This is a genomic window from Sphingomonas kyeonggiensis (genome assembly GCF_014204495.1).
GTDB classification, from domain to species: domain Bacteria; phylum Pseudomonadota; class Alphaproteobacteria; order Sphingomonadales; family Sphingomonadaceae; genus Sphingomonas; species Sphingomonas kyeonggiensis_A.
Genome location: NZ_JACHLN010000003.1, coordinates 711,042 through 737,487, shown reverse-complemented (window position 1 = coordinate 737,487; position 26,446 = coordinate 711,042). Strand labels below are relative to the sequence as shown.

Here is a 26,446-nt window from a genome sequence, read left to right as displayed (position 1 = left end):
TTGCGGAGGCGAACCAAGCGGCGTCGCGGGGATTTGCGGTTGCAGGAAATGCACCTGCCGTGCCGCAGAATCAGAGGTTGAACGGCGGCGTTTCCGGCAGGCGATTGGCGGGGAATCCGGCACCGGTCAGGATCGCGCGGACACCGCCCCAGAGTGCACCGGCGATCGCGTTCCACGCCTGCTCGATCGTCAGCGCCGACAGCATGACGACCGACCGCGCGGCGTTCTCGGCATTCTGCTGGAGACCCTGGAGGAAGAACGCGAACAGCTCGTCGTCGTCCTTGAGCGATCCGGTCGCGCGCGAGGTCGCGATGTTCTCCGCCTGCCGGGCGAGCAGATTGCCCTGGTTCTGGATGAAATTGCTGATCGTCGAATAGCCCTGGCCGAGCTCGCCCTTCAGCGCGGCGACCATGTTGCCCAGAATGTCCTGACTATCCATGGCTTCCCCCTTAGCGCTTCAAGGCGTTTTCGACGGTGAGCGCCTGGGCGATCGCCGGATCATAGTTGCCACGGAACAGGACGACGATATCGGGCTGGAGACCGGCGCTCCTGTGGGTGTCCCGCATCCGGCGGAAGGTGCTCAGGATCTGCGCCAGGCTGGCCGGCGAGGTGTTCACGCAGGCAGCGGGATCGGTTTCGCTCTTGCAGAGCTTCCCGACGAGCTTGAGCCCGGAAAGCCGCTTGGCGAGCGGTGGGATCTGGCGGGCCATCGCTTGTTGGCGGAGGGATTCGAACTGGCCGATCAGCGCGGCGTAGCGCGGCGCATAAGAGGGGAAGTCCGAGGCCGGCGAGCCGGTCTCCAGCTCCGCAAAGAGCGTCAGCGCCTGGGTATTGGTCTGGTCCAGCCCCTGGACCAGCGCCGGATCATAGGCGGGTGCCAGCTGGACCGTGCAGGCAGCGAGCACGAAGGCCCATAGCAGGACGGTGCGCTTCAAGATTGCCGGAACCATCATGCTCCTCCCCCAAGGATGCCTCGATTCATCACAGCCGCGCTGTCGGGGGAAGCGCCTATTTGGCCGATTCCGTGCAATCACCGGCAAGCGGATACAAAAACGCCCGGACCTTCCGGCCCGGGCGCTTCGCTTCTGGTCTGTCCGGAAGGATCAGGCCGAATAGTACATGTCGTATTCGACCGGCGACGGGGTCATCTCCCAGCGGGCGACTTCGCCGCGCTTGATGTCGATGTACGCCGCGATCTGGTCCTTGGTGAACACGTCGCCCTTGAGCAGGAAGTCCTGATCGGCTTCCAGGCTGTCCAGCGCCTCGCGGAGCGAACCGCAGACGGTCGGGACCTGCTCGAGCTCCGCCGGCGGCAGGTCGTACAGGTTCTTGTCCATCGGGTCGCCCGGGTGGATCTTGTTCTGGATGCCGTCGAGGCCGGCCATCAGCAGCGCCGCGTAGCAGAGATACGGATTGGCCAGCGCGTCCGGGAAGCGGAACTCGACGCGCTTCGCCTTGGTGCCGGCACCGTACGGGATGCGGCACGAAGCCGAGCGGTTGCGCGACGAATAGGCGAGCAGCACCGGAGCCTCATAGCCCGGGACCAGGCGCTTGTAGCTGTTGGTCGACGGGTTGGTGAAGGCGTTGAGCGCCTTGGCGTGCTTGATCACGCCGCCGATGAAATAGAGGCACGCGTCCGACAGGCCGGCATAGCCATTGCCCGCGAAGGTGTTGGCGCCCTTCTCCCAGATCGAGATGTGGGTGTGCATGCCCGAGCCGTTATCTTCCTTGATCGGCTTCGGCATGAAGGTCGCGGTCTTGCCATAGGCATTGGCGACCTGGTGCACGACATACTTGTAGATCTGCATGCGGTCGGCGGTTTCGACCAGCGTGCCATAGGTCAGGCCCAGCTCGTGCTGCGCCGCGGCGACTTCGTGGTGATGCTTGTCGCAGGGCAGGCCCATCTCGAGCATCGTGGCAACCATCTCGCCACGGATGTCGACGGCCGAGTCGACCGGCGCGACGGGGAAGTAGCCGCCCTTGGCGCGCGGACGGTGGCCGAGGTTGCCGGCTTCATATTCCTTGCCCGAATTGCCCGGCAGCTCGATGTCGTCGATCGCGTAGTACGACGTCGAGTAGCTGTTCTCGAAGCGCACGTCGTCGAACATGAAGAACTCGGCCTCGGGGCCGACATAGACGGTGTCGCCGATGCCGAGCGACTTGAGATAGGCCTCGGAGCGCTTCGCGGTCGAGCGCGGGTCACGGGCATAGAGCTCGCCGGTCGAGGGCTCGACGATGTCGCAGACCAGGATCAGCATCGGGGTGGCCGAGAACGGATCGATCCAGACGGCGTCCAGATCCGGCTTCAGGATCATGTCCGACTCGTTGATCGCCTTCCAGCCCTCGATCGACGAGCCGTCGAACATCAGGCCGTCGGTCAGCTCGTCCTCGCCGATCACCTTGGCGACCATGGTGAGGTGCTGCCACTTGCCCTTGGGATCGGTGAAACGCAGATCGATCCACTCGATCTCGTTGTCCTTCACCATCTTCAGAACGTCGCTGGCCGAATTCGCCATTGTTGAACCCTTTCGCTCTCTTTCGTTGACCCGACGAATCGGGAAAGAATCTTGCCCCGGAAGGGCGCTACATCGACGCTATGTTGCGCCGCGTCAAATCGCGTTTTCGTTGCGCTCGCCGGTGCGGATGCGCAGCGCGGTCTCGACCGGGATCACGAAGATCTTGCCGTCGCCGATCCGGCCGGTCTGCGCCGCCGCGGCAACCGCCTCGACCACGCGATCGGCAAGCGAGTCCTCCACGACGACCTCGAGCTTCACCTTGGGAAGGAAGTCCACGACATATTCTGCGCCGCGATAGAGCTCGGTATGGCCCTTCTGACGGCCGAAGCCCTTGGCTTCGGTGACGGTGATGCCGGAGACGCCCACTTCGTGCAGCGCTTCCTTCACTTCGTCGAGCTTGAACGGCTTGATGATCGCTTCGATCTTTTTCACGGTTTCCCCCGAGGCACATGAGGCTTGCCTGTCCGCGCGTCTGGCAAGGTTCGTGCCAGTGCGGGACTCGGCTTGCTCCCTCGGATGCACGCCGGGCAAAGCTTTAACAAGTGCCTATCAATTGAGCAGCGGGGCCCGCGGTGCCGGATTTGGGGGCAGCAGCGCGGTGTGAGGCTGAAACGGGTCGACCGGCGGGTCTTTTTGGGAACCGGCAAGGCCCGTCGCGGGTTGTACGCTGCTTGAGCGTACCGGGGTGTGACCCAAATGCAGACAATGCCGATGAACCTGCCCGCCGAGCTGCATCGGCGGGGAAGCGATGTGCCGGGTGGCGACGTGATCGTCGCCCGAGGGCCGCTGGTCATCATGGCGCAGGGCCTGCTCGCGCTCGACCCCGAGGCGCGCAAATCCTGCTGGATCCACAGCGAGGCGGGGGACCTGGATGCGGCCGGCGCCGAGGAGCAGCTCGAAGGCTGGGGCAGGCTGCCGCATTGAAACGCCCCCGGAAGCATGGGCTTCCAGGGGCGTCTCGTAACCTGAAAAGGCAGGATCAGCGGGTGGCGGGGCCGCCGCCCGGGATCTGGACGTTGAGCGGCTCGGTGGTGAACACCTTGTACTCGCGTCCCTGCTCGACGATCGCGCTCTTGCCGGTGACGAAGGCACCGAACACGCCGACCGCGACCGCCGCGCCGACGGCTGCGCCGGTGTTGCCCTGGCCCTCCTGGCGGAAATGGCCCTTGAGCGGGATGCGATTGCCGTTGAGCTCGATATGGGTGATGTCGAACTCCATCTTGGCCGACTTGCCGAACGCGCCCTTGCCGGTGCGATAGGTGACGATACCAAAGGCCGGCGTGCCCTTCGGGATCACCACGAAGTCGCCGATCATCACGTTGTTCGCGACGCTCAGGTCGAACTTGTGGCCTTCCTTCTTGAACTTCTTCGAGTTCAGCTCGGCGTTCATGCTGACGGTGACTTCGGTGTTCGGAGCCAGCGTGGCCGTGGAGCCGGCGACGGCGGTTTCGATCGGGCGTGCGACGATCGGTGTGGAGCCCCCCGCCGTGGCGGTGACCACCGCAGGCGTGGTCTGCGGTGCGCTCTGCGGCGCATCCTGCGTGCCGGACACGAGCAGCATCATCCCAATAACGATATTCATGATTCCCCCCCAGTGCAAAGAATTGCCCGCAATTGGTTGCGCGGGTCGCTGCAAAGGTCAAACAATATTTGGTCCGCGTTCCATGCGGTTAGATGGTTACCCCGCAGTTGCGAAAGAAAAGCGGGCGCGAGGACTGGTCCACTTCGGTTCGAACCGGTATCCGGTCATGCGACCCCAAAGGGGCGGTCGCTTCCTTGAAACAGGGCAGGAAAAACCGATCATGAACCTCCGCATGATGTTCGGTGCGGCCGTTGCGGCCGGACTTCTCTTTTCCGTGGCGCCGGCACAGGCGCAGTTCGGCAGTATCGGCAAGCTGGTGAAGAAGGCCGGCGTGAGCATGCCGAGCCTGCAGAAGGAGCCGATCACGACGAGCCTGCCGGACGCGAAATGGGGCGATCCGAGCCAGGACGGCTTCGTGCCGCGCGAACCCAAGATGCCGCTTTCGCAGTTGCAGCGGACGGCGGCCGGCGGGTTCGTGCTGCAGCCGGGCTATTACAGCTTCCACGACCAGAGCTATTGCCTGAAGGCCGGCACCCACGGCCCGGGCGGGGGCGACGGCTATCTCTACGCGCCGCCCAAGGGGCCGGCCGAGGATGTGGTGCTGGCGATCGTGCGCAATTCGGTGAGCCATCCAGAGATCGATCAGCACATCATCCAGACTTTGCTCTGGGCGATCATCGCGCGGGCGAAGTTCGAGGACCTGTCGACCGAGCACAAGGCGGTGGCGGCACAGCTGCTCACCCCGCGCCAGCTCGCCTCGCTCAACCGCAGCGCGCTCGACCTGCTCAACCAGGGGCCGATCGCCGACAATCTGCCGAGCGGCGTGCGCCAGGCGCTGCGCGCCGAGGCGGACCTGCGGCGGATGCTGGCGTCGGGCGGCAGCTATGCCGATCTGGAGCGGGTGGCGGTGCTTGCCGGCGCGGCCGGTGTGGGCGAGGGGAGCGAGGACGTGCCGAGCGGGCGCTGGAGCAAGCACCCGGACGGCTATTTCATCCGCTATTTGCCGCAGAGCTACACCAACACGATCGTCGAGATCTGGGTGCCGCAGGGCAGCCCGGCGGCGGGCCGGGAATATGACCCGGCGACGCACATCGCAGTGCCGGGCAATACGAACCGCCAGCGCCTGATCCAGTCGGGCCGACCCTACAAGTCGTGAATCAGGGATGGGGGCGGCCCGGGCCGCCCCTTATTCCCCTGCCTCAATAGGGCGGGTGGTCGAGGCCCTTGGGGCTCTTCGTGAAGATCTCGCAGCCGTCTTCGGTGATGCCGATCGAATGCTCGAACTGGGCCGAGAGCGAGCGATCGCGGGTGACCGCCGTCCAGCCGTCGTCGAGCAGCTTCACATCGGCGCGGCCGATGTTGATCATCGGCTCGACGGTGAAGAACATGCCGGGGCGCAGCTCCGGGCCGGTGCCGGGGCGGCCGACATGGACGACCTCGGGCGCGTCGTGGAAGACCTGGCCGAGGCCATGGCCACAGAAATCGCGGACGACGCCGTAGCGATGCTTCTCGGCATGGCGCTGGATCGCGTGGCTGATGTCGCCGAGATGGTTGCCGGGCTTGGCCTGCTCGAGGCCGAGCATCAGGCACTCATAGGTGACGTCAACCAGGCGGCGCGCCTTGATCCCGACATCGCCGACCAGGAACATGCGGCTGGTGTCGCCGTGCCAGCCGTCGAGCATCGGCGTCACGTCGATGTTGACGATGTCGCCGTCCTTGAGCGCCTTCTCGCTGGGGATGCCGTGGCAGACGACATGGTTGCTCGAGATGCAGCAGCTGTGCGTGTAGCCGCGATAGCCGAGCGTGGCGGGGACGCCGCCGGCGGCGATCGTCATCTGGCGAACGATGTCGTCCAGCTCGGCGGTGGTGACGCCGGGCACGACATGCGGGACGAGCGCATCGAGGATCTCGGCGCCGAGGCGGCCGGCGCGGCGCATGCCCTCGAAGCCCGCCGGGCCATGGAGCTTGATCGCGCCATCGCGGGCCTGCGGCATGTCGGCGGTAACGGTCACATATTCGGTCATCGGGGCCATATAGGCCGATCGGCCGGGTTTTTCGAGAGGCAGAAACGCTAGGCGCGGGCACCGCATGCGGCTATGCCGGTGCCATGGGAGAGCGCATCTGGACGGCTGGGCTGGCGGTGATCGGCGACGAGATTCTCTCGGGCCGCACGCAGGACAAGAACATTGCCCAGATCGCGACCTGGCTGAACGTGCAGGGCATCCGCTTGGCCGAGGTGCGGGTGGTGCCGGACGTGCAGGAACGCATCGTCGAGGCCGTGAACGCGCTGCGCGAGCGCTACGATTATTGCTTCACCACCGGCGGCATCGGGCCGACGCATGACGACATCACCGTCGACGCGATTGCCGTGGCCTTGGGCGTCGGGGTGGTGATCCATCCCGAGGCGCGGGCGGTGCTGGAGCGCTACTACGAAACGCGCGGCGGGATCACCGATGCACGGCTGCGCATGGCGCGGGTGCCCGAGGGCGCCGAGCTGATCCCCAATCGCATGTCCGGCGCGCCGGGCATCCGGGTGGGCAACCTCTTCATCCTCGCGGGTGTGCCGTATATCACCGCGGGCATGCTCGACGCGCTGACCGGCACGCTGGAGGGCGGGCGCCCGGTGTTGTCGCGGACGATCGGATCCTGGGCGGCGGAAAGCGAGATCGCCGACATGCTGGCCGCTACCGAGCGCGCGCACGAAGGCGTGGCGATCGGCAGCTATCCCTTTTTCCGCGACGGCAGGATCGGAGCGAACTTCGTGGTGCGGGCGACCGAGCAGGGGGTGCTCGATGCCTGTGCGGAAGACCTGATCGCGGGGCTGGCTGCCAAGGGGCTGGAGGCAGTCGACGGCGGCATCTGAGGGGGACGGGCATATGGGCGAAGGCAAGCGACCATTCGGCTTCTGGACGGCGGCGGCGCTCGTCGTCGGCGGGATGATCGGATCGGGGATCTTCGTGCTGCCTGCCCAGCTCGCCCCGTTCGGCTGGACCGGGGTTGCGGCCTGGGTCTGCGCGATCGCCGCTGCCGCATTGCTCGCTACCGTGCTCGCCGCGCTGGCCAGGGCGATGCCCGAGGAACCCGGCGCGGTGGCGATCTGCGCGCGGGCGCTGGGGCCGCTGCCCGGTGTGCTCGTCGGCTGGGCCTATTGGGTGGGCGTGTGGTGCGCCAATGCGGTGATCGCGCTCACCGCCATACGCTATCTCGGGGTGTTCTGGCCGGCGATGACCGCGACCGCGCTGTCGAGCGCGCTCTGGGCGGTGGCGCTGATCTGGCTGCTCACCGCGCTCAACCTGCAAGGCGCCAGGGCGGCGGGAAACTTCCAGCTGGTGACGACCGCGCTCAAGCTGCTGCCCCTCATCGCGGTCGTGGCGATCCTTGCCGGGCTGGCGCTGTCCGGCGGCAGGCAGTTCGGCACGGAGGCGCATGCGCCCTTCGCGGCGGACCAGCTGACGCCCGCCATTACCCTGGCTTTCTTCGCGCTGGTCGGTTTCGAGGGGGCGAGCGTCGCCGCCGAGCGGGTGCGCGATCCGGCGCGCAACGTGGTGCGCGCGACCCTGGCCGGGCTGGCGCTGACGGCACTGCTCTACCTTATCATCTGCTCGGGCATCATCTTCGCCATGCCGGTGGCGGCGGTGGCCGAAGCCCAGGCGCCGATAGCGCTGTTCGTCGCGCATTATGGCGGTGCCGCGGCGGGCTACGCGGTGGCGGGGTTCGCGGCGGTGGCGGCGATCGGCTGCCTGAACGGCTGGGTGCTGCTGCAGGGCGAAGTGCCGTTGGGAATGAGCAAGGCGGGGCTGCTGCCGCGCTGGGTGGCCGTGACCAACAAGCGCGACGTGCCAGTGGGGGTGCTGCTGGCGGCAAGCACGCTCGCCTCGCTGCTGGTGCTGAGCAACGCAACGCGCTCCACGGGAGGCCTGCTCGACTTCATGTTGCGGCTGACCACCGCGGCGACCCTGTGGCTCTATGTCGGGGGCTGCCTGGCGGCGATCCGGCTGGATGTGGCGCGGCCGGTGGCGGTGCTGGGGCTGGGCTTTGCGCTGTGGGTGCTTTGGGGATCCGGGCTGGAGGCAGTGCTGCTCAGCATCGGACTGATGCTGACGGCGGTGCCGCTCTATTTCCTCGCGTTGCGGCGGGGCTCAGCCGAACAGCCGGCCTAGCAGGCTGCGATCGCGCAATATCTCGTGCGCGGCATTGTGCCCCGGTGCGCCGGTGACGCCGCCGCCGGGATGGGTGCCGGCGCCGCACATGTAGAGGCCGCGGATAGGTCCGCGATAATCGCCATGCCCCAGCACCGGCCGCGCGGCCCAGAGCTGATCGAGCGACATGTGCCCGTGCATGATGTCCCCGCCGATCAGGCCAAACTTGCGTTCGAGATCGAGCGGGGAGTGGATCTGGCGCGCGATCACCGACGCCTTGAAGTTCGGAGCATGCGCAGTGACCGTGTCGATGATCCGGTCGGCGGCTTCTTCCCGGCGCGCGTCCCAGTCGAGGCCGGGGGCGAATTGCTGGCAGAACAGCGCCGCTACATGGCAGCCCGGTGGGGCAAGGCTGTCGTCCACCGTGCTCGGGATCGTCATCTCGACGATGGGTTCGTCGGACATGCCGTTGGCCTTCGCGCTGGTATAGGCGCGGTCCATATAGTCGAGCGTCGGGCAGATCATGATGCCGGCGGTGTGATGCTCGCCGGTGCCGGGAAGCACGGTGAAGTCGGGCAGTTCGGAGAGCGCGACGTTCATCCGGAAGGTGCCCGAGCCGGCCTTGTAGTGGTCCATGCGGCGAGCGAAGTCGGCGGGCATGTCGGCGCGATCGACGAGCTGGCGATAGAGCAGGGCCGGGCCGACATTCGCTGCGACCACTCCGGCCGCGATCTCCTCGCCGCTCTCCAGCCGCACGCCGGCGACCTTGCCCCCATCCACCAGCAGCTTCGCGACCGGCGCTTCCAGGCTGATCTCGACCCCGGCCTCGGCGCACGCTTCCGCCATCAGCCGGGTGATCGCACCCATGCCGCCGACCGAATGGCCCCAGGCGCCCTTCTTGCCGTTCACTTCGCCGAAGACGTGGTGGAGCAGCACATAGGCGCTGCCCGGCGTGTCTGGGCTGGCATAGTTGCCGACCACCGCGTCGAAGCCGAACGCAGCCTTGATATAGTCGTTCTCGAACCAGCTATCGAGGAAGTCGCGCGCCGACTTGACGAACAGGTCCATCGTGTCGCGCTGGGCCTCCAGCGACATGCCGGCGAGCTTGCGGCCCTGCGCGGCGGCGGCGAGGAGGGCGCGGATGCCGCCGCCGGCATTGGGCGGAGTCTTGAGCGCCATGTCGCTCAGCACTTCGGCGACGCGCTCCAGCGCTTCCTCGTAGCGCGGAAAGGCCTCGGCATCCTTCGCGGAAAAGCGGGCGAATTCGGCACGGGTGCGCTCAAAGCCGCCACCCAGCTTCAGATAGCCGCCGTCATGCGGCAGGAAATTGGAGATCTGTCGTTCGACCACGCGCCAGCCCCGTGCGTGGAGCTTCATGTCCGCGATCACCTTGGGCCGGAGCAGGCTGACCGTGTAGCTGGCGGTGGAATTGCGGAAACCGGGGTGGAACTCCTCGGTCACCGCAGCGCCGCCGACGATGTGGCGGCGCTCGAGTACCCGGACCTTGAGGCCCGCGCGGGCGAGGTAGAAGGCGCATACCAGCCCGTTGTGCCCGCCGCCGATGATGAGCGCGTCGTATCTGCTGGTCATGCCGGCCTCCCCGTTCGATCCGCACTAGACGGGGAAAGCGGACGCTCCGCAAGCGGGCTATCCTCGCTTTCTCCTTGGCTTCTGCACAACGGCGCAGGCGATCCGTGCCATGATGCGGGCAGGATGGATTGTGGAAGGCAGGCAGATGACGGGATCGAGGGAATTGGCCGGTGCCGGCCCCTGGAACGGCTGGCGGATCGCGCGCTGGAGCGTGGCGGTGGCGCTGCTGCTGACGCCGCTGGTGATGATGCAGATCAGCGATGAATGGCATTGGGAGGCCGGCAGCTTCGTGATGGCCGGCATCATGATCGGCGGCGTGGGGCTGCTCTACGAGCTGGCCGAGCGGGCGAGCGCGAGCCGGGCCTATCGCGCCGGCGCCGCCGTCGCGCTGATCGCATCGTTCCTGAGCGTGTGGGCAGTGTTCGTCCGCGATGACGGGACGGGGATCGGCTATTTCCTGGTGGTGATGGCTGCGGGCGTGGGTGCCTTTGCCGCCTGGTTCCGCGCGGCGGGCATGGCGCGGGCGATGCTGGGCGTGGCGGCGATGCAGGGACTGCTCGGGCTGGCGATCTCGACCGCGCCCGACACCGCGCGGGTGGCGGACGGGCCGTTCAAGGCAATGGTGTTCGGCGGCGTGTTCGCGGTGCTGTGGCTGGTGTCGGCGCTGTTCTTCCATGCGGCGGCGAAGGGAGCGAGCCGGTCCACGGGATAAATCCGCGCGGAAAGCCGTGCGGACGATCGGACCGTCTATATTTCAAAGTTTGCACGCCACCCATTTTGGCGAAACCCCGGGCAATTGGTTACCCAAAATTAGCCCTTCGGCCCCTAGCCGGATTGCCAATGGTGCAATCTCTTTCTTCCGATCAGAGCCGCGCGGTGGCGGCCTGGGCCGCGATCTCGCGCTCGCAGGCGATCATCGAATTCGACCTGCGGGGCAACATCCTGTGGGCGAACGACCGGTTCCTCGCGACCCTGGGCTACACGTTACCGGAGATCGTCGGCCGGCACCACCGGATCTTCTGCGCCCCCGATATCGTGGCGTCGCAGGCCTATGCCGATTTCTGGGCCAAGCTCGGCAACGGCCATTATGATTCCGGCGTCTATCTGCGGCTCGCCAAGGATGGCAGCCCGGTGTGGCTGCAGGCGACCTACAACCCCATTCTCGACGCGCGTGGATGGCCCGAGCGGATCGTGAAGTTCGCGATGGACATCACCGACCAGGTGGCGCTGCGCGATGCGCTGGGCGAGCAGAAACAGGCGCTCGAGGAGACGATGGGGCAGCTGGCCGAGATCGTCGGATCGATCAGCGACATCGCCTCGCAGACCAACATGTTGGCGCTGAACGCGACGATCGAGGCGGCGCGCGCCGGCGATGCCGGGCGCGGCTTCGCGGTGGTGGCGGGCGAAGTGAAGAAGCTGGCGGGGGATACCAGGCTGGCGACCGAGCGCGCGACGCGGATGATGGCGGCTCGGGAGCTGGCTGCTTAGGGGGCGGAAGTCTGAGCATTCTTGCTCCCCTCCCTGCAAGGGAGGGGTTGGGGGTGGGTTGCGCCTCCGGTCTTCCGGAGGCGCCCAGCGAGACGGCATCGCGAAAAGAGAAGGCCGGGCATCGAGCCCGACCTTTTCTAACCCACCCCTAGCCCCTCCCTTGCAGGGAGGGGAATTGAGTATCGCCTTCGCTAGGTTGCCCGCGGCCGCCGCGACCACCCGGCAGGCGGTGGCCGATGCAGCCTCGCTTCCGGGATCAGCCCGCGGATCTTCCGGGCGAAGCTGCGCAAACACACCTCGCTGTCGCCGATTGGGCCGACCGTGTAGCTTTTCGAGGCCATGCCCGCCTGGACGTTGGTGATCAGCCAGGTGTCCTCGGCATTGACCATGCGGTTGATCCGCCAGTTGGCGTAGCGGACCAGCTTCATCTCGCGGCTGTCGTCGGGCAGGGCGAAGGCCATCTCGCGCAGCACGCAGCTGGTCGGGCCGGTGGGCAGCCACTGCATGAAGTCGATCTGGTCCGCATAGAGGTCGAACGCCTGGTTGGGCCAGAGCTTGTAGTAGAGCCAGAGCCGCTGGTGGCTGTCGGGCAGATGCGGGGCGTGGGGCAGGCGCTCCTGATAGAAGCGTTCCCAGAAGTTGGCGCGCGGACTGTCCGCCAGATAGCCGGACATGCGATCGATCCAGGGCATCGCCTCGATCCGGTAGCTCTTGCCGAACAGCCGGGTGAGGCCGGGATGGGCGACGGGGATGTGCAGCCCGTCCGAGTAATTGTCGCCGACATTCTTCCAGTTGACCGCACGGTCGCGCAGGCGGACCGGGCTGATCGTGCGCATCTCCTCGAAGCGATAGGGCGCGATCTCGGTGTCATAGGGCGCCATCATCTCGGCGACCGAGGGCCCGCCGCGATCCTCGAGCCGGACGAAGACGAAGCCGCGCCAGATCTCGACATCGACCGGGGCGAGGCCGTGCTGGGATGGATCGAGCGTGGAATAGTCGGCGCGGGAGGGGACTCCGCTCAGGCGGCCGTCGGTTTCATAGGTCCAGGCGTGATAGGGGCAGACCAGCTTCCGGGCACAGCCGCTCGGCCCCGCGACCAGCCGCATCGCGCGGTGGCGGCAGACATTGGTGAAGGCGCGGACCTGGCCGTCCTGCCCGCGGATTGCGATGACGCTCTCGCCGAGATAGTCGAGCGTGTGGAAGTCGCCCGGGCCGGCGATATCGTTTTCATGGCAGACGATCTGCCAGGACGGACGCAGGACCGCGTCGAGCTCAACGGCGTAATATTCGGGATCGGTGTAGAGCCAGCCGGGCAGGCTCAGATGATCGTCCGGATCGGCTCCCACCGACGCGAAGCTGTGCGCCACCTTCGGTCTCCCATCACTTCGTGAGGCCCCTATTTGGTAAGCCCCTTCAGCAGGAACTTGTAGTACACGATCGAGGGTGCGATTTCACTGAGCGGCGTACGCTCGTTGAGGCCATGGGCGAAGCTGTCCGACCCCTTCATGAAGATCGGGCTGACGCCGTAGCTCGGCACCCCCTTGGCGCGGAACCACATCGAGTCGCTGGCGCCGGCCGACATGGCGGGGACGATCGGCACGCCCGGGAAGCGGGCATGGATGCCCTCCGCAACCAGCTTCATCAGGTCCGGGCGCAGCGGCGAGGCCGGGCTGGCAATGCTGCCGCTGTCGAGCGTCTTCAATTTGAGCTCGGGATCGCCGACCACCTTGGTGAGCGTCGCGGCGACGGCCTCGACCGAGGTGCCGGGGAAGATGCGGCAATTGATGTTGGCGGTGGCGCGCTGGGGCAGGGCGTTGGTGGCATGGCCTGCATTGACCATCGTTGCGACGCAGGTGGTGCCGGTCTGGCCGATCAGGCCGGGCTCGGAGCGCAAGGTAGCGAGCGCCTTGGGGTCCTGCTGGTTGGCGAGGAAGGCGCGCATCGCACGGGCCATCTCGGGGTCGGCGGTCTTGGCGCCCTGGACGAAGCCGGCGCGGGTGATCTCGTTGATCTCGCCGGGGAACTGGTAGGCCTCGATCTTCGCCAGCGCATGGGCGAGCGAATAGATCGCGTTGCTGGCGCCGGGCGCGCTCGAATGGCCGCCGGGATTGGTGAAGGTCAGCTCGTAATCGGCATAGGTCTTCTCGGCGCCCTGCAGGCCGAAGATCTCGGGCTTGCCATTCTCGTCGAGCCCGCCGCCGCCGCCATCGACGTTCAGCAGCAGCTCGGCGTCGTGATACTGTTCCGCCATGGCGGCGGTGGTCTTCATGCTCGTCTCCTCGTCGCCCGAGGCGAGGAGGATGATGTCGCGGCTGGGCCTGTAGCCTTCGCGCTTGAGCTGGATCAGCGTGGCGACGACCGTGGACAGGTCGTACTTCATGTCGGTGGCGCCACGACCGAAGATATAGCCGTTCTCCACGATCGGCTTGAACGGATCGCGGGTCCAGTCCTCTGGCTTGGCCTCGACCACGTCCATATGGCCCGAGATGTAGATCGGCTTGGCGGTCTTGCTGGTGCCCGGATAGCGGGCGGCGAGCCACGCGGTGTCGCCCAGCTTCTCGATACGGATATCGGCCGGATCGAAGCCGCCGGCGACCAGCTGCTCCTTGAGATAGGCGGCGTATTCGGGCGTCTGGTTGCCCGGGCCGGCGACGGTGCGGAAGGCGATGCCGCGCTTGAGCAGCTCGAGCGCCTGGGCTTCCGCCTGGGGGTTCTGCTGCGCATGGGCGTGCCCCGTGAACGCCATCGCAGCCAGCGCCGCACCTGCCAGAACCCGCTTCATTCGTATCTCCTTGCTGTGCGGGCAGGCTAGCGGGCGTGAGGTCGAGGGGGAAGCCGTCATCCCGACGAAAGTCGGGATGACGGTGGTGGCGCAGTATGGCGGGAGCTACACCGCCACCTTCTGCGCGACGCGGCCTTCCTCGCCGAAGATGCGCAGGTAGCGGGCGATCTCGGCCGGGTCGCCAGTGGCCTTGGAGGGGTTGTCCGAGAGCTTGACCGCGGGGCGGCCATTGGCGCTGGTCACCTTGGCGACGAGCGAGATCGGCTCGAGATCGTGGCCGCCGGCGGGATCGCAGCCGCGGAAGTCGTTGGTCAGGTTGGTGCCCCAGCCGAAGCTCATCCGGACCCGGTCGTGGAAGTGGCGATAGGTCGCCTCGATGCTGTCGACGTCCATGCCGTCGGAGAAGATCAGCAGCTTGGTGCGTGGATCGCGGCCGCGCGCCTGCCACCAGGCGATGATCTGCTCGCCGCCCTCGATCGGAGGCATCGAATCCGGGCGGAAGCCGGTCCAGTCGGCGACCCAGTCGGGCGCGTTGCGCAGGAAGGTGGTGGTGCCGAAGGCATCGGGCAGGGCGACGCGGAGGTTGCCGTCATAATGCGCCTGCCATTCCTCGAGTACGCGATAGGGCGCTGCGGCGATCGCTTCGTCGGTCTCGGACAGGGCGGCGAGGACCATCGGCAGCTCGTGGGCGTTGGTGCCGATCGCTTCCAGGTCATTGTCCATCGCGAGCAGCACGTTGGAGCTGCCGATGAAGCGGTTGCCAAGGCCTTCCTTCAAGGCCTCGACGCACCAGCGCTGCCAGAGGAAACCGTGACGGCGGCGCGTGCCGAAGTCCGAGATGACGAGATCGGGGAGCTGGCGCAGGCGCTCGACCTTGTCCCACATCTTGGCCTTGGCGCGGGCATAGAGCACGTCGAGTTCGAACCGGCCCTTGCCCTTCAAGGCAGCGCGCGAGCGGAGTTCGTTGACGATGGCCAGCGCGGGGATCTCCCACATCATCGTGTGGGTCCAGGGACCGGCGAAGTGCAGCTCGAACTGGCCATCTACCTTGTGCAGGTCATATTCCGGCAGCTGGAACTCGGCGAGCCAGGCGATGAAGTCGGGCGCGAACATGCGCTGCTTGCCGTAGAAGCTGTTGCCGGCGAGCCAGATCAGCTCCTTCTTCGAGAAGCGCAAGGTGCGGGCGTGATCGAGCTGGGCGCGCAGCTCGGCCTCGTCGATCACCTCGGCGAGGCGGACGCTCCTGGTGCGGTTGATCAGCGAGAAGGTCGCCTGCACCTCCGGATGGAGGTGGCGGATCATCTGCAGCATCAGCAGCTTGTAGAAATCGGTATCGAGCAGGCTGCGGATGATCGGGTCGAGGCGCCAGCCATGATTGTAGACGCGGGTGGCGATGTCGGTGACGGGCAAGGCTTCCTCCGGGTTCGGCCGGTGACGATAGACGGGGCGGGGCGGCTCAGCGAGGGGGCTGGTAGCGATAGAGCTCGGCCGGGCGGAACGAGGCGCCGGTCTCGCGCGCGCCGGTCGGCGCCAGCCAGCCGCGATCGAGCATGCGGCGGCGGAAGGCGGGCTTGTTGAGGCGCGTGTCGAGGATCGCCTCGTACACGTCCTGCAGCGCGCGCAGGGTAAAAAGCTCGGGCAGCAGGGCGAAGGCGATGCCCGAATAGTCGAGCTTGCCGCGCAGCCGCTGCATCGCGACGCCGAGCATGTCGCCATGATCGAAGGCAAGGGCGAGCTGCTCGCCCTCGGCAAGCCGCGCCTCGGCCGGGCCGGCTTGCTGGACGGTCAGCCGGGCGAGGGCCAGCTCCGGGGCGGCCTTGAGCGCGGCGGCGAAGGCCGTGGCGGGGATCAGCGCGAAATAGGCGACGCTGATGATCCGCATGCGCGGGTCCCGGTCGACCGCGCCGAAGGTATAGAGCTGCTCGACCCAGGCATCCGCCATGTGCGCCTTTTCGGCGAGGATGCGGTGGGCGGCCTCGTCCAGGCTCTCGCCGATGCCGACGAACCCGCCGGGGAGCGCCCAGTCGCCCTGGAAGGGATGCTGGTCACGCCGGGCGAGCAGCACCGCGGGGGCGCCGTCGACCACGCTCATCAGGATGAGGTCGACCGCCACCGACGGGCGCTCGAATGCGGCCGGTTCATAGCTTTCGAGGAAGGTCGCTTCGTCCATTGGCGGGAGCCTTATGTCCACTGTGCACTTTACTTATGTCCAAATTGGATATATGTCAAATCCCGAAGATTGGAGACGGACCATGCCGAACTTCGTGATCGTGGTGGACATGCAGCGGGACTTCGTGGCGGCGGATGGCGCCTTGCCGGTGCCGGGCGCGGAGGAAATCGTCGCGCCGATGCAGGATTGGCTGGCCGGGCTGCATCCCGGGGACACCGCCGGCGTGCTGTTCACCTTCGATACGCACGTGCCGGAGGTCTATGCGGTGTCCGAGGAAGCGAAGCAGTTCCCGCCGCATTGCGTGAAGGGCACGCCGGGCTGGGAACTGGTGGTCGATCCCGGTGCGGTGGATCCCGCGATCCCGGTGCTGCGGCTGGAGAAGGGCGTGTTCGACATGTGGGCCGAGCCGGGGCTGGCGGTAGAGCGGATCGGCACGGGAACGATCGCGGACCGCGACGGCTTCTTCGCCGGGCTGATCGGTGCGGGGATCGAGGACGTGACCGTGGTCGGCGTCGCGGCGGACTATTGCGTGCGCTGGGCCGTGGAAGGGCTGATCGCGCGGGGCTTCCGGGTGACGGTGCCCGCCGGGCTGACCCGCGGAATCGCCCGGCCGATCGGCCAGGTTGCCGCCGAGGAATGGCCGGGCGCGGCCGTGGTGATCGAGGAGGTGGCGTGATGCGTGCCGACCGAGTGCCGTCCCTATGGGAGTGGCTGTTGCTCTGGGTTTGCCTGAAGCTGTTGTTCCGCAAGCGCCGGCCGCTGCCGCATCACCTCAAGCTACGACACTGAGCGGAGCCGCTTGACAGAATCGGCAAAAGCGGGGATTTCGGCGGGCCCGAGCGGGTATGGTGAAATGGTATCACAGGAGCTTCCCAAGCTTCTAGCGCGGGTTCGATTCCCGCTACCCGCTCCAACTTCTCCACGCTTCAGTCGATCACCCGGCCTTCGCCGATGAAGCGGCCTTCCCACAGAAAGAAGCGGCCCGCTTCGCGCAGCGCGCGGACCGCAGCGTCGCCCGACAGGAAGACGAAGCCCAGCTCGCGGGTCTCGCCCGGATGCAGCGGGGTGTCGCGGAGCAGAGGCAGTGCGTCCCAGCCGACCAGCGGCTTGCTCGTCTCGGTCATGACCGGGCAGGTCCAGCCTGGCTGCGCGGCACTTTCGAGCCCGCCCTCGGCAGTTTCGTACATGCGCACTTCCGCCATCAGCTGGGGCGGTGCGACGCGCTGGAATTCGGCTCGGGACATAGGGGCTCCAATCTTCGGCCCGCCGGTTGGCCCACCCGAGCGATCGGCGCAAGCTTGGCCTTCCCAAGGACGAATAACTCCGACTATTGTGCGCGCCATGCTACGCTGGCTCACCACGCTCGCCCTTTTCCTCGCCGCGCCTGCGCTGGCGCAAACCCCGCATCTGGAAGGCGGGCGGCTGATCGTCGACGGAAAGCCGTTCCTGATCCGTGGCGGCGAGCTGGGGAACAGCTCCGCAACCGATCGCGCCTGGCTCAAGCCGCATTGGCAGCGGCTGAAGGCGCTGCACCTTAACACCGTGCTGGCCCCGGTAACCTGGGAGGCGATCGAGCCGGAGGAGGGAAAGTTCGATTTCTCCAGCCTCGACTGGCTGGTCGAGGATGCCCGGGCCAATGACATGCGACTGGTGCTGCTGTGGTTCGGCAGCTGGAAGAACAGCATGTCGACCTATGCGCCTGCCTGGGTGAAGCGTGACGGCAAGCGCTTCCTGCGCTCGACCGGCAAGGACGGGCAGCCGCAGGACATCCTCTCGGTGTTCGGCAAGGCGACGCTCGACAGTGATGCGCGGGCATTCGCGGCGGTGATGAAGCATTTGAAGGCGATCGACGGCGACCGCCACACGGTGCTGATGGTGCAGGTGGAGAACGAGATCGGCTTCCTGCCGACCGCGCGCGAGCATGGCCCGCTCGCCGATGCGGCATTCGCGAAGTGGAAGGGCAGTGAGGAAGGCTTCACCGCGCATCATTATGCGCGCTTCGCCAATGCCGTCGCCGAGGCGGGGAAGCGCGAATACAGGCTGCCGATGTACGTCAATGGCGCGCAGGGACGGCCGGGCAAGCTGCCGGGCGAATATCCAAGCGGCGGGCCGCTGGCGCATCTGATGCGTGAGTGGAAGGGAGCCGCGCCAGCGATCGACATGCTCTCGCCCGACATCTACTTCCCCAACTTCGCCGGGATCACCGATGGCTATGTCGTACCGGGCAATGTGCTGTTCGTGCCCGAGGCCAACCAGGCGGGCGACCTGCGCGCGCCGGCCAATGCGATGCGGGTGATCGGCAAGCACAAGGCGATCGGATTCAGCCCGTTCGCGATCGAGCAGATCGGCGACAAGGACCGGCTGGGCGGCTTCTATGCGATGCTCGAGCAGCTGACGCCGGCGCTGTTCGCGGCGAAGGCGCAGGACGGCTTCTCGCCGGTGGTGAGCTTCGAGGGCGTCGTCGACAGCAGCGCGCAGGTGGCGAACATGGGCGGGTACAGGATCACCGCGAACTTCGTTGATCCCTGGACGCCCAGGGACAAGCAGGAGCCGGGCGAGCATGGCGCGATCCTGCTCTGGCTGGGCGGCGAGGATTATCTGGTCGCGGGCAGTGGAGTGACCTTCACCTTCGAGCCGCGGGTGGGGCTGGATCTGGTCGAGGAAGGCCGGTTCGAGGACGGCAAGTGGATCGCCGGACGGCGGCTCAATGGCGACGAGACCCACCAGGGCCGGCATGTCCGCCTGCCGCCGGGACAATATGGCATCCAGAAGGTTCGCCTGTACCGCTATTGAGCCAAATCGATTCCCGGGCGTTACGACCGGGATGGAAAGACTCTGGTTCATTACAAACCCCGGCTCGGGATCGACCACCAAGGCCAAGTGCGATGCGCTGGAGGCCGTGTTCGAGGAACGCGGGCTCACGCTTGTCGGGCGTACCGAATTCCCGGCGGAGGAATTGCCCAAGGGGGCGTCGCTCACCCGCAAGAAGGTCGATACCGTCGTGCTGTTCGCAGGCGATGGGACGATCAACACGACGCTCTGCGCACTGGAGAAGTGGAAGGGCAGTTTCCTGATCCTGCCCGGCGGCACGATGAACCTGCTGGCCAAGTCGCTGCACGATACGCTCGATCCCAAGACGATCATCGAGGCGGCGCATGACGAGACGACGCGGGTGGCGCTGCCCTTTATCGAGGCGGGCGAGCATCGCGGATTTGTCGGACTGATCCTTGGGCCGGCCACTGCCTGGTTCCGGGCGCGCGAGGCGGCGCGCAAGGGCGCGATCAGGAAGCTGTTCCAGGCCGCGCATGTCGCGTGGAACCGCACCTTCGGCGGCAGCGGCATCCGCATCGGCGGGGTACCGGCGCTCAGGGACAAATATCAGGCGGTGTTCGTCCGGCCCGAGGGCAAGGAACTCCACGTCGCCGCAGTGGACGCGCGCGACTGGGGCTCGATCGTCCAGCTCGGCTGGGAATGGCTGACCGGCGACTGGGTGGCGGCGCATGCGGTGAGCGAGAGCCTGACCGACGAACTGCGGACCACGGGCAAGAAGCCGGTGCTTGCGCTGTTCGACGGCGAACCGGTGTCGCTGGCGCCGGGAACGGCCGTGACCGCGGGGATGAGCCGCGAGGTGTTCATCGCGACAAAGGCCGCGCTGGGGTGACGCGGCTCTTCCACGTCAGCGACGTCCATTTCGGTTGCGAGGATCACGCTGCGATCGACTGGTTCGGCGCATGCGTGCAGGAGGAGCAGCCCGATGCGGTGATCATGACCGGCGACCTGACGATGCATGCGCGGGCGCGCGAGTTCACGGCGGCGGCGGCGTGGCTGCAGGGGTTGGGAAGGCCGGTGACGGTGGAAGTGGGCAATCACGACCTGCCCTGGTTCAACCTCTGGGCGCGGTTCGTGACGCCCTACAAGCGCTACCGGGCGCTGGAGGCGATGATCGAGCGGCCGCTCGACCGGCGGGGTGTGGCGGTGGTGCCGCTCAAGACCACGGCGCGCTTCCAGTGGCGGCTCAACTGGGCGAAGGGGTATGTGAGCGACCGGGCGCTGCAGGAAGCGCTGGCGCTGGTCGAAGCGGTGCCGGCGGGCGATCTGGTGTTCGTTGCCTGCCATCATCCGCTGGTCGAAGGCGGCACCCGGATGACCAGCGAGACGCGGCGCGGGCCCGAGGCACTCGCGGCGCTGGCCCGGGCGGGTGCGCACGCGGTGCTGACCGGGCATGTCCATGACCCGTTCGATGTCGAGCATCACGTCGAGGGCCGGGCCGTGCGGCTGATCGGGGCAGGGACGCTGTCCGAGCGGGTGCGCGCCAGGCCGCCCTCGTTCAACGAGATCACGGTGGAGGGCGCGAGCTTCTCGACCGAGGCACGGTTCATGGGGGAGGGGAGCGTGGCGCTGTAACTCGGCGGCGTCTTGCAATCCCTTGGTCATCTGTACATCGTAGTCGTGCGGGAAGGGGGCATCCATGCGGCAGGGCGGACGTTTTCTATTGTGTGTGGTGGCAGCCTGGCTGCCGACAGGGGCCAATGCACAGGCCTGCAAGGTCCACATCTGGCCGACCACCCGCTTCAATGCCACAACGAGCAGTATCTTCCTTCGCGCGCCGGTCGGGGGGACGCATGAAGCCCCGACCGCGAAGGACAATCTCACCGAGATTATGTCGCCCGAGCGCCAGGCCGAGGTCTATCGTTCGCTGGATTGGGGAGGCTTGCTCGCGAGCAAGAATCCGGTCGAGATCGTGATCGAGCCAGCCATGGATGCGATCGCACTCAAGGTAAAGCAGAAGGGCCCTCGCCTGGTGAGAGCGGAGTCCGACTGTCACTATGAAGTGATCATCCAGGGCATTGCCTATGGCGAGGATCCGCTGTGGGGAAAGGGCTTGAGCACCTGGCTGATCCTGCGCAAGTACGAGGGAGCATCGGAGACGGCGCAGGCAACCGGCTTCATCGGCGGTAGCCAGGGTGTGAAACAGTCGCTCAACAAGACGGCTGTCAGTATCGAAGAGGCATATTCGGTGATGCGGGAAGCGCTGGTGACGGTGCTCACCGAGCGAGTCCCGGTCATCGGCCGCAAGAAGTTCGGCTAGCTGCGGCCCGCTGGGCTGCAGCGCATCTTACCGCTTCGAGATATCCTGCCCGAACACCAGCAGGTTCCCGTCCGGGGCCACGACCATCAACTCGCGCTGGCCGTACATCTGGTCGATGGGACCATAGATGTCGCCGTCATTGAGCAGCGGCGCCTTGGGGGCGAGCTCTTCGGCGATGGCGTCAACATCCTCGACGTCGATATAATAGCAGAAGCGGCGGTTGCCCGGAGGCGCGCCGTCGTCGCCCATATTCTCGAGAATGCGGAAGGCCGCCTGTTCGCGCCGGACATAGGCATAGTTGGGCGTCCGGAAATAGAGTTCGAAGCCCAGGACGTCCGTGAAGAACCACAAGGCCTTCTCGAAGTCCGGCACATGCATGAACGGCGTAATGCGATAAAGATTGGCCATCATTCGCCTCCCCGAAAGGCGCGCCCCATTACCCGGGCGCAACGATAGCGCAATCCGGATACGCAGTTAAGCGCGGAACAACTGTAACGGTCCGCGCCCGCCCGTGCTCCAGGTCGACCAGTTGGGGAAGACATAGGGCATGTCCGCATCGCTGACGCCATGCCAGCGGGCGATCGCGCCGATATATTCCTCCTGCGAGACGGCGGGGACGAAGCGGCCCTCGCTGCTGACGTCGGTCGCGCCGCCGAGCACCGGATCCGGATAGGCACCGAAGATGCCGCCAGGGGCGACATTGCCGCCGACCACCAGATGGTTGCCGCCCCAGGCATGGTCGGTGCCGTTCTGGGCATTGCCGCGATAGGTGCGGCCGAAGTCGCTCATCGTGAACGCCGTGACGTTCTCGGCCATGCCGATCGACTGCATCGCGCGGTGGAAGCCGGCCAGCGCCATCGCAAGGTCGCCGAGCAGGTTGGCATGGGTGCCGGTGTCGTTGGTGCCGCCATTCACCTGGCCGGAATGATTGTCGTATCCGCCCTGGCTGACGAAGAAGGTCTGGCGGCCATGGCCGAGCGAGCCGCGCGCATCGATCATCCGGGCGACGCGCATCAGCTGGCGGGCGACGTCGCTGGTCAGCGCGGCCCCGGTGGTCGGGTTGACGAAATAGCCGTCGAGCGAACTGGTCGCCGAGATGATGGTGTTGGCGGTGGTCGCCTGGGCATAGCTGCCATTGACGTCGCGCGCGGTGGCTTCGGTCAGGTCGCCAAGGCCCGTGGCCGAGGAGAAGGTGCCGAGCGCGTTGTTCTTGGCGGTGTTTGCGGCGTTCGACGCGGTCGAATAGCCCGAGCGTGACAGCGTGCCGGTGGAGGGCAGGACGAGCGCCGAGCTGGTCTTGCCGATCACCGCGAGCTGCGAGCCGGCGATCGAGATCATCGAGGGGACGCTGCTCGCACCCATCTTGTCGGTGAGGCGGCCCATGAAGCCGTCGGTCGCGAAATCGCGGGCGCGCAGGCCCTGCCAGTGCGCCTGCTCGTCCGAATGGCTGAGCAGGTTGGTCGGGCGGAGATCGGCCCGCGATTGGTAGGTCGCCTTGGTCAGCGGCGCGTAGAGCGTGCCGGCGTTGAGCACCAGGCCCAGGCTGCCCTCGTCCCAGATCGGGCGGAGCGCGGCCATCGCCGGATGCAGCGCATAGGCGGTGCCGGTGAGCGCGGTGAGGCGGCTGGCGGCGATGCCGACGCTGCCGCGCGCGGCGAGATAGGCGGCGTGCCGGGCATCGGTGGGGATCACCATGTTCCAGCTGTCATTGCCGCCGAACAGGAACACGCCGACCATCGCGCGGTAGCTGCCGTTCGGGGCGGCCATCGCGGTGGTGCGGCCGAGCTGGCCGATCGCGGCAAGCGCGCCGGCTCCGGCGGTGACCTTCATGAAATCGCGTCGGGAAAACGTCATGGTCCGGCTCCTCAGCGATCGACCAGGAACATCGGGCTCGAGGCCGCGACGTAGAGCATCATCTGGGCGCGGCGGCGCGCCTGGATGGCGACATCGGTATTGGTGATGGGGGTGGCGGCTGCCTTGAGCGCATCCTTCTGCGCCTGGCTGAGCGTGTTGGCGAACATCGTCAGGTCGATCCGCGCCACCATCGCGTCGAGGTCGACGCCATACGCTTCCCAGCTCGTCCAGAGCGGCTGAGTGAGCGAGGACATGGGCAGGCCCGAATCGAGCGCATATTCGCTGCGGCTGGCATCGCCCGAGACCGTCCAGTCATAGACGAAATTGTGCCAGCGCAGCACGTTCGAGGTGTTGAGCAACTTCGAGGCCGGGCTCTTCAGCGTGGCCGAGCCGGGCAGCGGGAAATCGTCCGGATAGAAGTTGAACACCGAGGGCGCCCGGAAGACCGGCTGGCCGAGGCTGGTGTCGCGCGTGGTGAAGACATAGCCGTCGGTCGCGAAGCCGATCGCGCGGGCGAGCGCGGTCATCAGCAGGACCGGCTCCTTGAGCTTGCCGCTGGTCGCGCCGGGCGCCGAGCGCGCCTCGCTGTCGAGCAGGATCGCGCGGACCACGGCCTTCATGTCGCCGCGCACGCCCTTGCCATTGTCGGCGAACACCTGGGCGACGCGGCCGATATAGGCCGGGCTGGGATTGGCGGTGACCAGGTGGACGATCATGTGGCGCGCGACGAAGGGCGCGGTCGACGGGTTGTTGAAGGCCGCGTCCACTACGGCGGCGACGCTGGCGTCCTGGGCAGCGCCGGCGGCGACGCTGGTGCCGAGGAAGCTCTTCTGGGTGGTGTCGTAGCGCGCCGCCACCTGGATCATCGGCTTGGAATAGTCGCGGGCATTGCCATCGGTGATCGCGGCGCCGCCGACCCGGGCATAGGTCCAGCCGGTTAGCGCCTTGGCGACGCCCTTGATGTCGTCGGTGGTGTAGTTGGGAATAGCACCGCCGGCGCTGTCGCGCTTCAGGCTGCCGTCCATGTTGAGCGCGTCCGGGCCCATCGAGAAGAGCTGGAGCAGCTCGCGGGCGTAATTCTCCGACGGGCCGGACTTGTTGCTGTCCGCCATGTCGAGATAGTCGCCCATATAGCCGCTCATCGTCACCTGGGCGAGGATGTCGCGGTAGTTGCCGAAGGCGTTGGCGGGGAAGATCTGGTTGAAGGTCGCGATGCCGGCGGTGGAGTTCACCTCCGCTTCCGAAGCGACGATCATCTGGCCGAGCGCGAAGGCGGTGCGCTGGCGCAGCTGGTCCGATCCGGCGACGGCATTGGCGAAGAAGCGCATCGCCACCGGCGTGCGGCTGAAATGGGCGCGGTTGCACACCGTATCGGTGCTCACGCAGAAATCGCGGCGCACTTCGGTGGTGAGATCGGCATAGCTGCTCGACGCGGCGGCAAGCTGCTCGTCGACCCAGGCGGTGGCGCCGAGCGACTTGATGCGGGCGACCAGATCGGTGGTCGGGCCGAAGCTCGCCTGCCGGGCGAGGCGCGCGGCATCGCCATCGGTGAACACCACCGGCGCCGGCGTCGGGCTGGGCGTGGTGACCACGCCGCCGGCGCTGCCGCTCGACGACGAACCACCCCCGCCGCCGCCATCGCAGCCGCCGAGCACAAGCAGACCAAGCGCCGCGCCAAGCACGGCCGTCCTGTGATTTTGGAACACCCCGAATTTCCCCCGAGGCCGCGGAACCGCCGCAACCTGCACTTCCATGAATAATTTAGAGGAGGAATCCGAACAACCTGCAGAAATACCTAAGGAAATCTTCATTGCGATTGCGCCGCGCGCAAACGCCGCAGCCCAGGCCGCTAGTTGCGCTGCCGCAACGGCGTTCATGGCGGCGAAGCGAGGCTGGGGCGCGATGGATCGCGAAGGCGATTGACTCCCGTGCAATTCCGTCTCATATTTCTGTTATGACAGAAATTACGGACAGCGCTGTTCAGTTGCCGATCGCGGTGCAGCAGTTCGTGCTGCACTGGGGCGAGATGGGCGGGCAATGGGGGGTGAACCGCTCGGTCGCCCAGATCCATGCTTTGCTCTACCTCTCCGACCGGCCGCTGAACGCCGAGGAGATCAGCGACACGCTGCGCATCGCGCGGAGCAACACGTCGAACAGCCTGAAGGAACTGCTGGGCTGGAAGCTGATCCGCCGCGTGCCGGTGATGGGCGACCGGCGCGATCACTATGAGGCCGAGGTCGACCTGATGCAGATGCTGACGCGCATCGCCCAGGGCCGCAAGGAGCGCGAGATCGATCCGGCGGTGGCGGCGCTGCGCGTCTGCACCGAGGAAGCGAAGCGCGACGCCGCGATCTCCGACACGGCGCGTAGCCGGATCGTGGCGATGCAGGACTTCGTCGTCACGATCGACGATTGGTACCAGCAGATGATGAGCGTGCCGCCGGGGCGGCTGATGACGCTGATCCGGCTGGGCAAGAAGATCCTGGCCTTCCTGCCCAAGGGCAAGAGCGAGTAAGCGAAAGGAGCGGTACGATGGGTGCGGCAATCGGATATGCGCCGGGTTCGCTGGCCCGCTATGCCGATTGGCACCGCGTTGCCGCGCCGCGCTGGGACGATGCCGAGAGCCCGTTCGCGCGGCTGCTCGGCGAGCGCTGGCTGTTCCTGCCGCCGGCAACGCGCCGCCGCTTCCTGCGCAAGATCAGGGCCGGCGCCTGTGTCTCCTATCTGGGCGAAGTCGCCGAATGCCGGATGAGCCGGGTGGGGTGGCTGCTGGCGCAGCTTGCCCGCGCGATCGGCGCACCGCTGCCGCTGGGCATGGACATCGGCGTGTCGGCCAGCGTCAGCGTGACGGCGGATGGCGACGGGCAGGGGCAATACTGGACGCGGCAATATGGTCGTGCACAGGGTTTTCCACAGGTTATCCACAGCGCCAAGCGCTTTGCCGGGCCGACGGGAATCGAGGAATATCTGGGGCTTGGTGTAGGAATCGCGCTGCGGCTGGAGGAAGATGGCGGGGCGCTGCTGTTTGTCAGCGATCACTATTTCCTGAAGCTGGGCGGGCTGCGGGTGAAGCTGCCCGGCTGGGCGATGCCGGGGAAGCTGACGGTGGGGCATATCGACATCGGCGATGGCCGCTTCGTGTTCAGCCTCGACCTGGTGCACCCGCTGCTCGGCGAGCTGGTCCACCAGCTCTGCATGTTCGCGGATCCGGCGGAGTGAGGCGATGAACCAGGACC

At 66.8% G+C, this 26,446-nt stretch carries 28 protein-coding genes, 1 tRNA gene and 1 pseudogene; 15 read left to right on the top strand and 15 right to left on the bottom strand.

What is annotated here, in order from left to right:
- Nucleotides 1-70: 70 nt before the first annotated feature.
- From HNP52_RS17530 to HNP52_RS17515, 4 genes are all read right to left on the bottom strand, one after another.
- Entirely contained in the window at nucleotides 71-439 is a 369-nt protein-coding gene (locus HNP52_RS17530) for a hypothetical protein (protein WP_184168900.1), read from the bottom strand.
- A gap of 10 nt (nucleotides 440-449) precedes the next feature.
- Nucleotides 450-950 carry a hypothetical protein gene (locus HNP52_RS17525; protein WP_184168899.1) on the bottom strand — a complete coding sequence of 167 codons (501 nt, stop codon included), beginning with the start codon at nucleotides 948-950 and terminating at the stop codon, nucleotides 450-452.
- Nucleotides 951-1,103: 153 nt separating this feature from the next.
- A complete protein-coding gene (glnA, locus tag HNP52_RS17520; RefSeq protein ID WP_184168898.1) occupies nucleotides 1,104-2,516 on the bottom strand; it encodes a type I glutamate--ammonia ligase in 1,413 nt (470 codons plus the stop codon).
- Nucleotides 2,517-2,609: 93 nt separating this feature from the next.
- The gene (locus HNP52_RS17515; RefSeq protein ID WP_086131131.1) at nucleotides 2,610-2,948 is read right to left on the bottom strand and encodes a P-II family nitrogen regulator; all 339 of its coding nucleotides are present in this window, start codon (nucleotides 2,946-2,948) and stop codon (nucleotides 2,610-2,612) included.
- A 264-nt stretch (nucleotides 2,949-3,212) separates the two neighbouring features.
- Between HNP52_RS17515 and HNP52_RS17510 the strand changes: the two genes are divergently transcribed.
- Entirely contained in the window at nucleotides 3,213-3,440 is a 228-nt protein-coding gene (locus HNP52_RS17510; RefSeq protein ID WP_184168897.1) for a hypothetical protein, read from the top strand.
- Nucleotides 3,441-3,495: 55 nt separating this feature from the next.
- On the opposite strand, the gene HNP52_RS17505 is transcribed toward HNP52_RS17510, so the two are convergent.
- Nucleotides 3,496-4,098 (bottom strand): hypothetical protein, encoded by a 603-nt coding sequence (locus HNP52_RS17505; RefSeq protein WP_184168896.1) that lies wholly within the window; start codon nucleotides 4,096-4,098, stop codon nucleotides 3,496-3,498.
- 220 nt (nucleotides 4,099-4,318) lie between these two features.
- On the opposite strand from HNP52_RS17505, the gene HNP52_RS17500 reads away from it, so the two are divergent.
- Nucleotides 4,319-5,254, top strand: coding sequence for a hypothetical protein (locus HNP52_RS17500; RefSeq protein WP_184168895.1), 936 nt, complete (start codon nucleotides 4,319-4,321; stop codon nucleotides 5,252-5,254).
- Nucleotides 5,255-5,297: 43 nt separating this feature from the next.
- Here HNP52_RS17500 and map read toward each other — a convergent pair whose 3' ends face one another.
- Nucleotides 5,298-6,122, bottom strand: coding sequence for a type I methionyl aminopeptidase (gene map / locus HNP52_RS17495; RefSeq protein WP_184168894.1), 825 nt, complete (start codon nucleotides 6,120-6,122; stop codon nucleotides 5,298-5,300).
- An 83-nt stretch (nucleotides 6,123-6,205) separates the two neighbouring features.
- Here map and HNP52_RS17490 point away from each other — a divergent pair, with 83 nt between their 5' ends.
- Nucleotides 6,206-6,961, top strand: a complete 756-nt coding sequence (locus HNP52_RS17490; protein WP_184168893.1) for a molybdopterin-binding protein — start codon at nucleotides 6,206-6,208, stop codon at nucleotides 6,959-6,961.
- A 13-nt stretch (nucleotides 6,962-6,974) separates the two neighbouring features.
- Nucleotides 6,975-8,258, top strand: a complete 1,284-nt coding sequence (locus tag HNP52_RS17485; protein ID WP_184168892.1) for an APC family permease — start codon at nucleotides 6,975-6,977, stop codon at nucleotides 8,256-8,258.
- Here the strand turns inward: HNP52_RS17485 and HNP52_RS17480 are convergent.
- Nucleotides 8,238-9,827 (bottom strand): NAD(P)/FAD-dependent oxidoreductase, encoded by a 1,590-nt coding sequence (locus HNP52_RS17480; RefSeq protein WP_184168891.1) that lies wholly within the window; start codon nucleotides 9,825-9,827, stop codon nucleotides 8,238-8,240. The genes HNP52_RS17485 and HNP52_RS17480 overlap by 21 nt on opposite strands.
- 145 nt (nucleotides 9,828-9,972) lie before the next feature.
- Here HNP52_RS17480 and HNP52_RS17475 point away from each other — a divergent pair, with 145 nt between their 5' ends.
- The 3 genes and pseudogenes from HNP52_RS17475 (at nucleotide 9,973) to HNP52_RS23370 (ending at nucleotide 11,315) form a co-directional block, all read left to right on the top strand.
- Nucleotides 9,973-10,539, top strand: coding sequence for a hypothetical protein (locus tag HNP52_RS17475; protein WP_184168890.1), 567 nt, complete (start codon nucleotides 9,973-9,975; stop codon nucleotides 10,537-10,539).
- A gap of 128 nt (nucleotides 10,540-10,667) precedes the next feature.
- Nucleotides 10,668-11,054, top strand: a pseudogene (locus tag HNP52_RS23375) (PAS domain-containing protein); the annotation flags it as partial.
- Complete coding sequence (locus tag HNP52_RS23370) at nucleotides 11,031-11,315, top strand: methyl-accepting chemotaxis protein (RefSeq protein ID WP_409372654.1); 285 nt, start codon at nucleotides 11,031-11,033, stop codon at nucleotides 11,313-11,315. The pseudogene HNP52_RS23375 and the gene HNP52_RS23370, both read left to right, overlap by 24 nt.
- A gap of 191 nt (nucleotides 11,316-11,506) precedes the next feature.
- Here HNP52_RS23370 and HNP52_RS17465 read toward each other — a convergent pair whose 3' ends face one another.
- The 4 genes from HNP52_RS17465 to HNP52_RS17450 form a co-directional block, all read right to left on the bottom strand.
- Nucleotides 11,507-12,682 carry an aromatic ring-hydroxylating dioxygenase subunit alpha gene (locus HNP52_RS17465; RefSeq protein ID WP_184168888.1) on the bottom strand — a complete coding sequence of 392 codons (1,176 nt, stop codon included), beginning with the start codon at nucleotides 12,680-12,682 and terminating at the stop codon, nucleotides 11,507-11,509.
- A 29-nt stretch (nucleotides 12,683-12,711) separates the two neighbouring features.
- Nucleotides 12,712-14,097: a M20/M25/M40 family metallo-hydrolase gene (locus tag HNP52_RS17460; protein ID WP_184168887.1), complete on the bottom strand. Its 1,386-nt coding sequence runs from the start codon at nucleotides 14,095-14,097 to the stop codon at nucleotides 12,712-12,714.
- Nucleotides 14,098-14,202: 105 nt separating this feature from the next.
- Nucleotides 14,203-15,507: a nicotinate phosphoribosyltransferase gene (gene pncB, locus HNP52_RS17455; protein ID WP_184168886.1), complete on the bottom strand. Its 1,305-nt coding sequence runs from the start codon at nucleotides 15,505-15,507 to the stop codon at nucleotides 14,203-14,205.
- 46 nt (nucleotides 15,508-15,553) lie between these two features.
- Entirely contained in the window at nucleotides 15,554-16,267 is a 714-nt protein-coding gene (locus HNP52_RS17450; RefSeq protein WP_184168885.1) for an NrtR DNA-binding winged helix domain-containing protein, read from the bottom strand.
- An 82-nt stretch (nucleotides 16,268-16,349) separates the two neighbouring features.
- Here HNP52_RS17450 and HNP52_RS17445 point away from each other — a divergent pair, with 82 nt between their 5' ends.
- Nucleotides 16,350-16,943 (top strand): cysteine hydrolase family protein, encoded by a 594-nt coding sequence (locus HNP52_RS17445; RefSeq protein WP_184168884.1) that lies wholly within the window; start codon nucleotides 16,350-16,352, stop codon nucleotides 16,941-16,943.
- 163 nt (nucleotides 16,944-17,106) lie between these two features.
- A tRNA-Gly gene (locus tag HNP52_RS17440) sits at nucleotides 17,107-17,180 on the top strand.
- A gap of 13 nt (nucleotides 17,181-17,193) precedes the next feature.
- On the opposite strand, the gene HNP52_RS17435 is transcribed toward HNP52_RS17440, so the two are convergent.
- Complete coding sequence (locus tag HNP52_RS17435; RefSeq protein WP_184168883.1) at nucleotides 17,194-17,511, bottom strand: hypothetical protein; 318 nt, start codon at nucleotides 17,509-17,511, stop codon at nucleotides 17,194-17,196.
- A 97-nt stretch (nucleotides 17,512-17,608) separates the two neighbouring features.
- Between HNP52_RS17435 and HNP52_RS17430 the strand changes: the two genes are divergently transcribed.
- The 4 genes from HNP52_RS17430 to HNP52_RS17415 all read left to right on the top strand — a co-directional run bounded on the left by HNP52_RS17430 (nucleotide 17,609) and on the right by HNP52_RS17415 (nucleotide 21,356).
- Nucleotides 17,609-19,060, top strand: a complete 1,452-nt coding sequence (locus HNP52_RS17430) for a DUF5597 domain-containing protein (protein ID WP_184168882.1) — start codon at nucleotides 17,609-17,611, stop codon at nucleotides 19,058-19,060.
- A gap of 31 nt (nucleotides 19,061-19,091) precedes the next feature.
- The gene (locus HNP52_RS17425) at nucleotides 19,092-19,928 is read left to right on the top strand and encodes a diacylglycerol kinase family protein (RefSeq protein WP_184168881.1); all 837 of its coding nucleotides are present in this window, start codon (nucleotides 19,092-19,094) and stop codon (nucleotides 19,926-19,928) included.
- Entirely contained in the window at nucleotides 19,925-20,671 is a 747-nt protein-coding gene (locus HNP52_RS17420) for a metallophosphoesterase (RefSeq protein ID WP_184168880.1), read from the top strand. Before HNP52_RS17425 ends, HNP52_RS17420 begins: the two co-directional genes overlap by 4 nt.
- A 64-nt stretch (nucleotides 20,672-20,735) precedes the next feature.
- Nucleotides 20,736-21,356 carry a hypothetical protein gene (locus HNP52_RS17415; protein ID WP_184168879.1) on the top strand — a complete coding sequence of 207 codons (621 nt, stop codon included), beginning with the start codon at nucleotides 20,736-20,738 and terminating at the stop codon, nucleotides 21,354-21,356.
- Between the two features lie 27 nt (nucleotides 21,357-21,383).
- Here HNP52_RS17415 and HNP52_RS17410 read toward each other — a convergent pair whose 3' ends face one another.
- From HNP52_RS17410 to HNP52_RS17400, 3 genes are all read right to left on the bottom strand, one after another.
- Nucleotides 21,384-21,764: a VOC family protein gene (locus HNP52_RS17410; RefSeq protein ID WP_221416472.1), complete on the bottom strand. Its 381-nt coding sequence runs from the start codon at nucleotides 21,762-21,764 to the stop codon at nucleotides 21,384-21,386.
- A gap of 66 nt (nucleotides 21,765-21,830) precedes the next feature.
- Nucleotides 21,831-23,210, bottom strand: coding sequence for a DUF1501 domain-containing protein (locus HNP52_RS17405; RefSeq protein WP_184168877.1), 1,380 nt, complete (start codon nucleotides 23,208-23,210; stop codon nucleotides 21,831-21,833).
- 11 nt (nucleotides 23,211-23,221) lie between these two features.
- A complete protein-coding gene (locus HNP52_RS17400; RefSeq protein WP_184168876.1) occupies nucleotides 23,222-24,916 on the bottom strand; it encodes a DUF1800 family protein in 1,695 nt (564 codons plus the stop codon).
- Between the two features lie 248 nt (nucleotides 24,917-25,164).
- On the opposite strand from HNP52_RS17400, the gene HNP52_RS17395 reads away from it, so the two are divergent.
- Together HNP52_RS17395 and HNP52_RS17390 are read left to right on the top strand one after the other, a co-directional pair.
- Nucleotides 25,165-25,725: a GbsR/MarR family transcriptional regulator gene (locus HNP52_RS17395; protein ID WP_184168875.1), complete on the top strand. Its 561-nt coding sequence runs from the start codon at nucleotides 25,165-25,167 to the stop codon at nucleotides 25,723-25,725.
- Nucleotides 25,726-25,742: 17 nt separating this feature from the next.
- Nucleotides 25,743-26,429 carry a DUF4166 domain-containing protein gene (locus HNP52_RS17390; protein WP_184168874.1) on the top strand — a complete coding sequence of 229 codons (687 nt, stop codon included), beginning with the start codon at nucleotides 25,743-25,745 and terminating at the stop codon, nucleotides 26,427-26,429.
- Nucleotides 26,430-26,446: the final 17 nt, after the last annotated feature.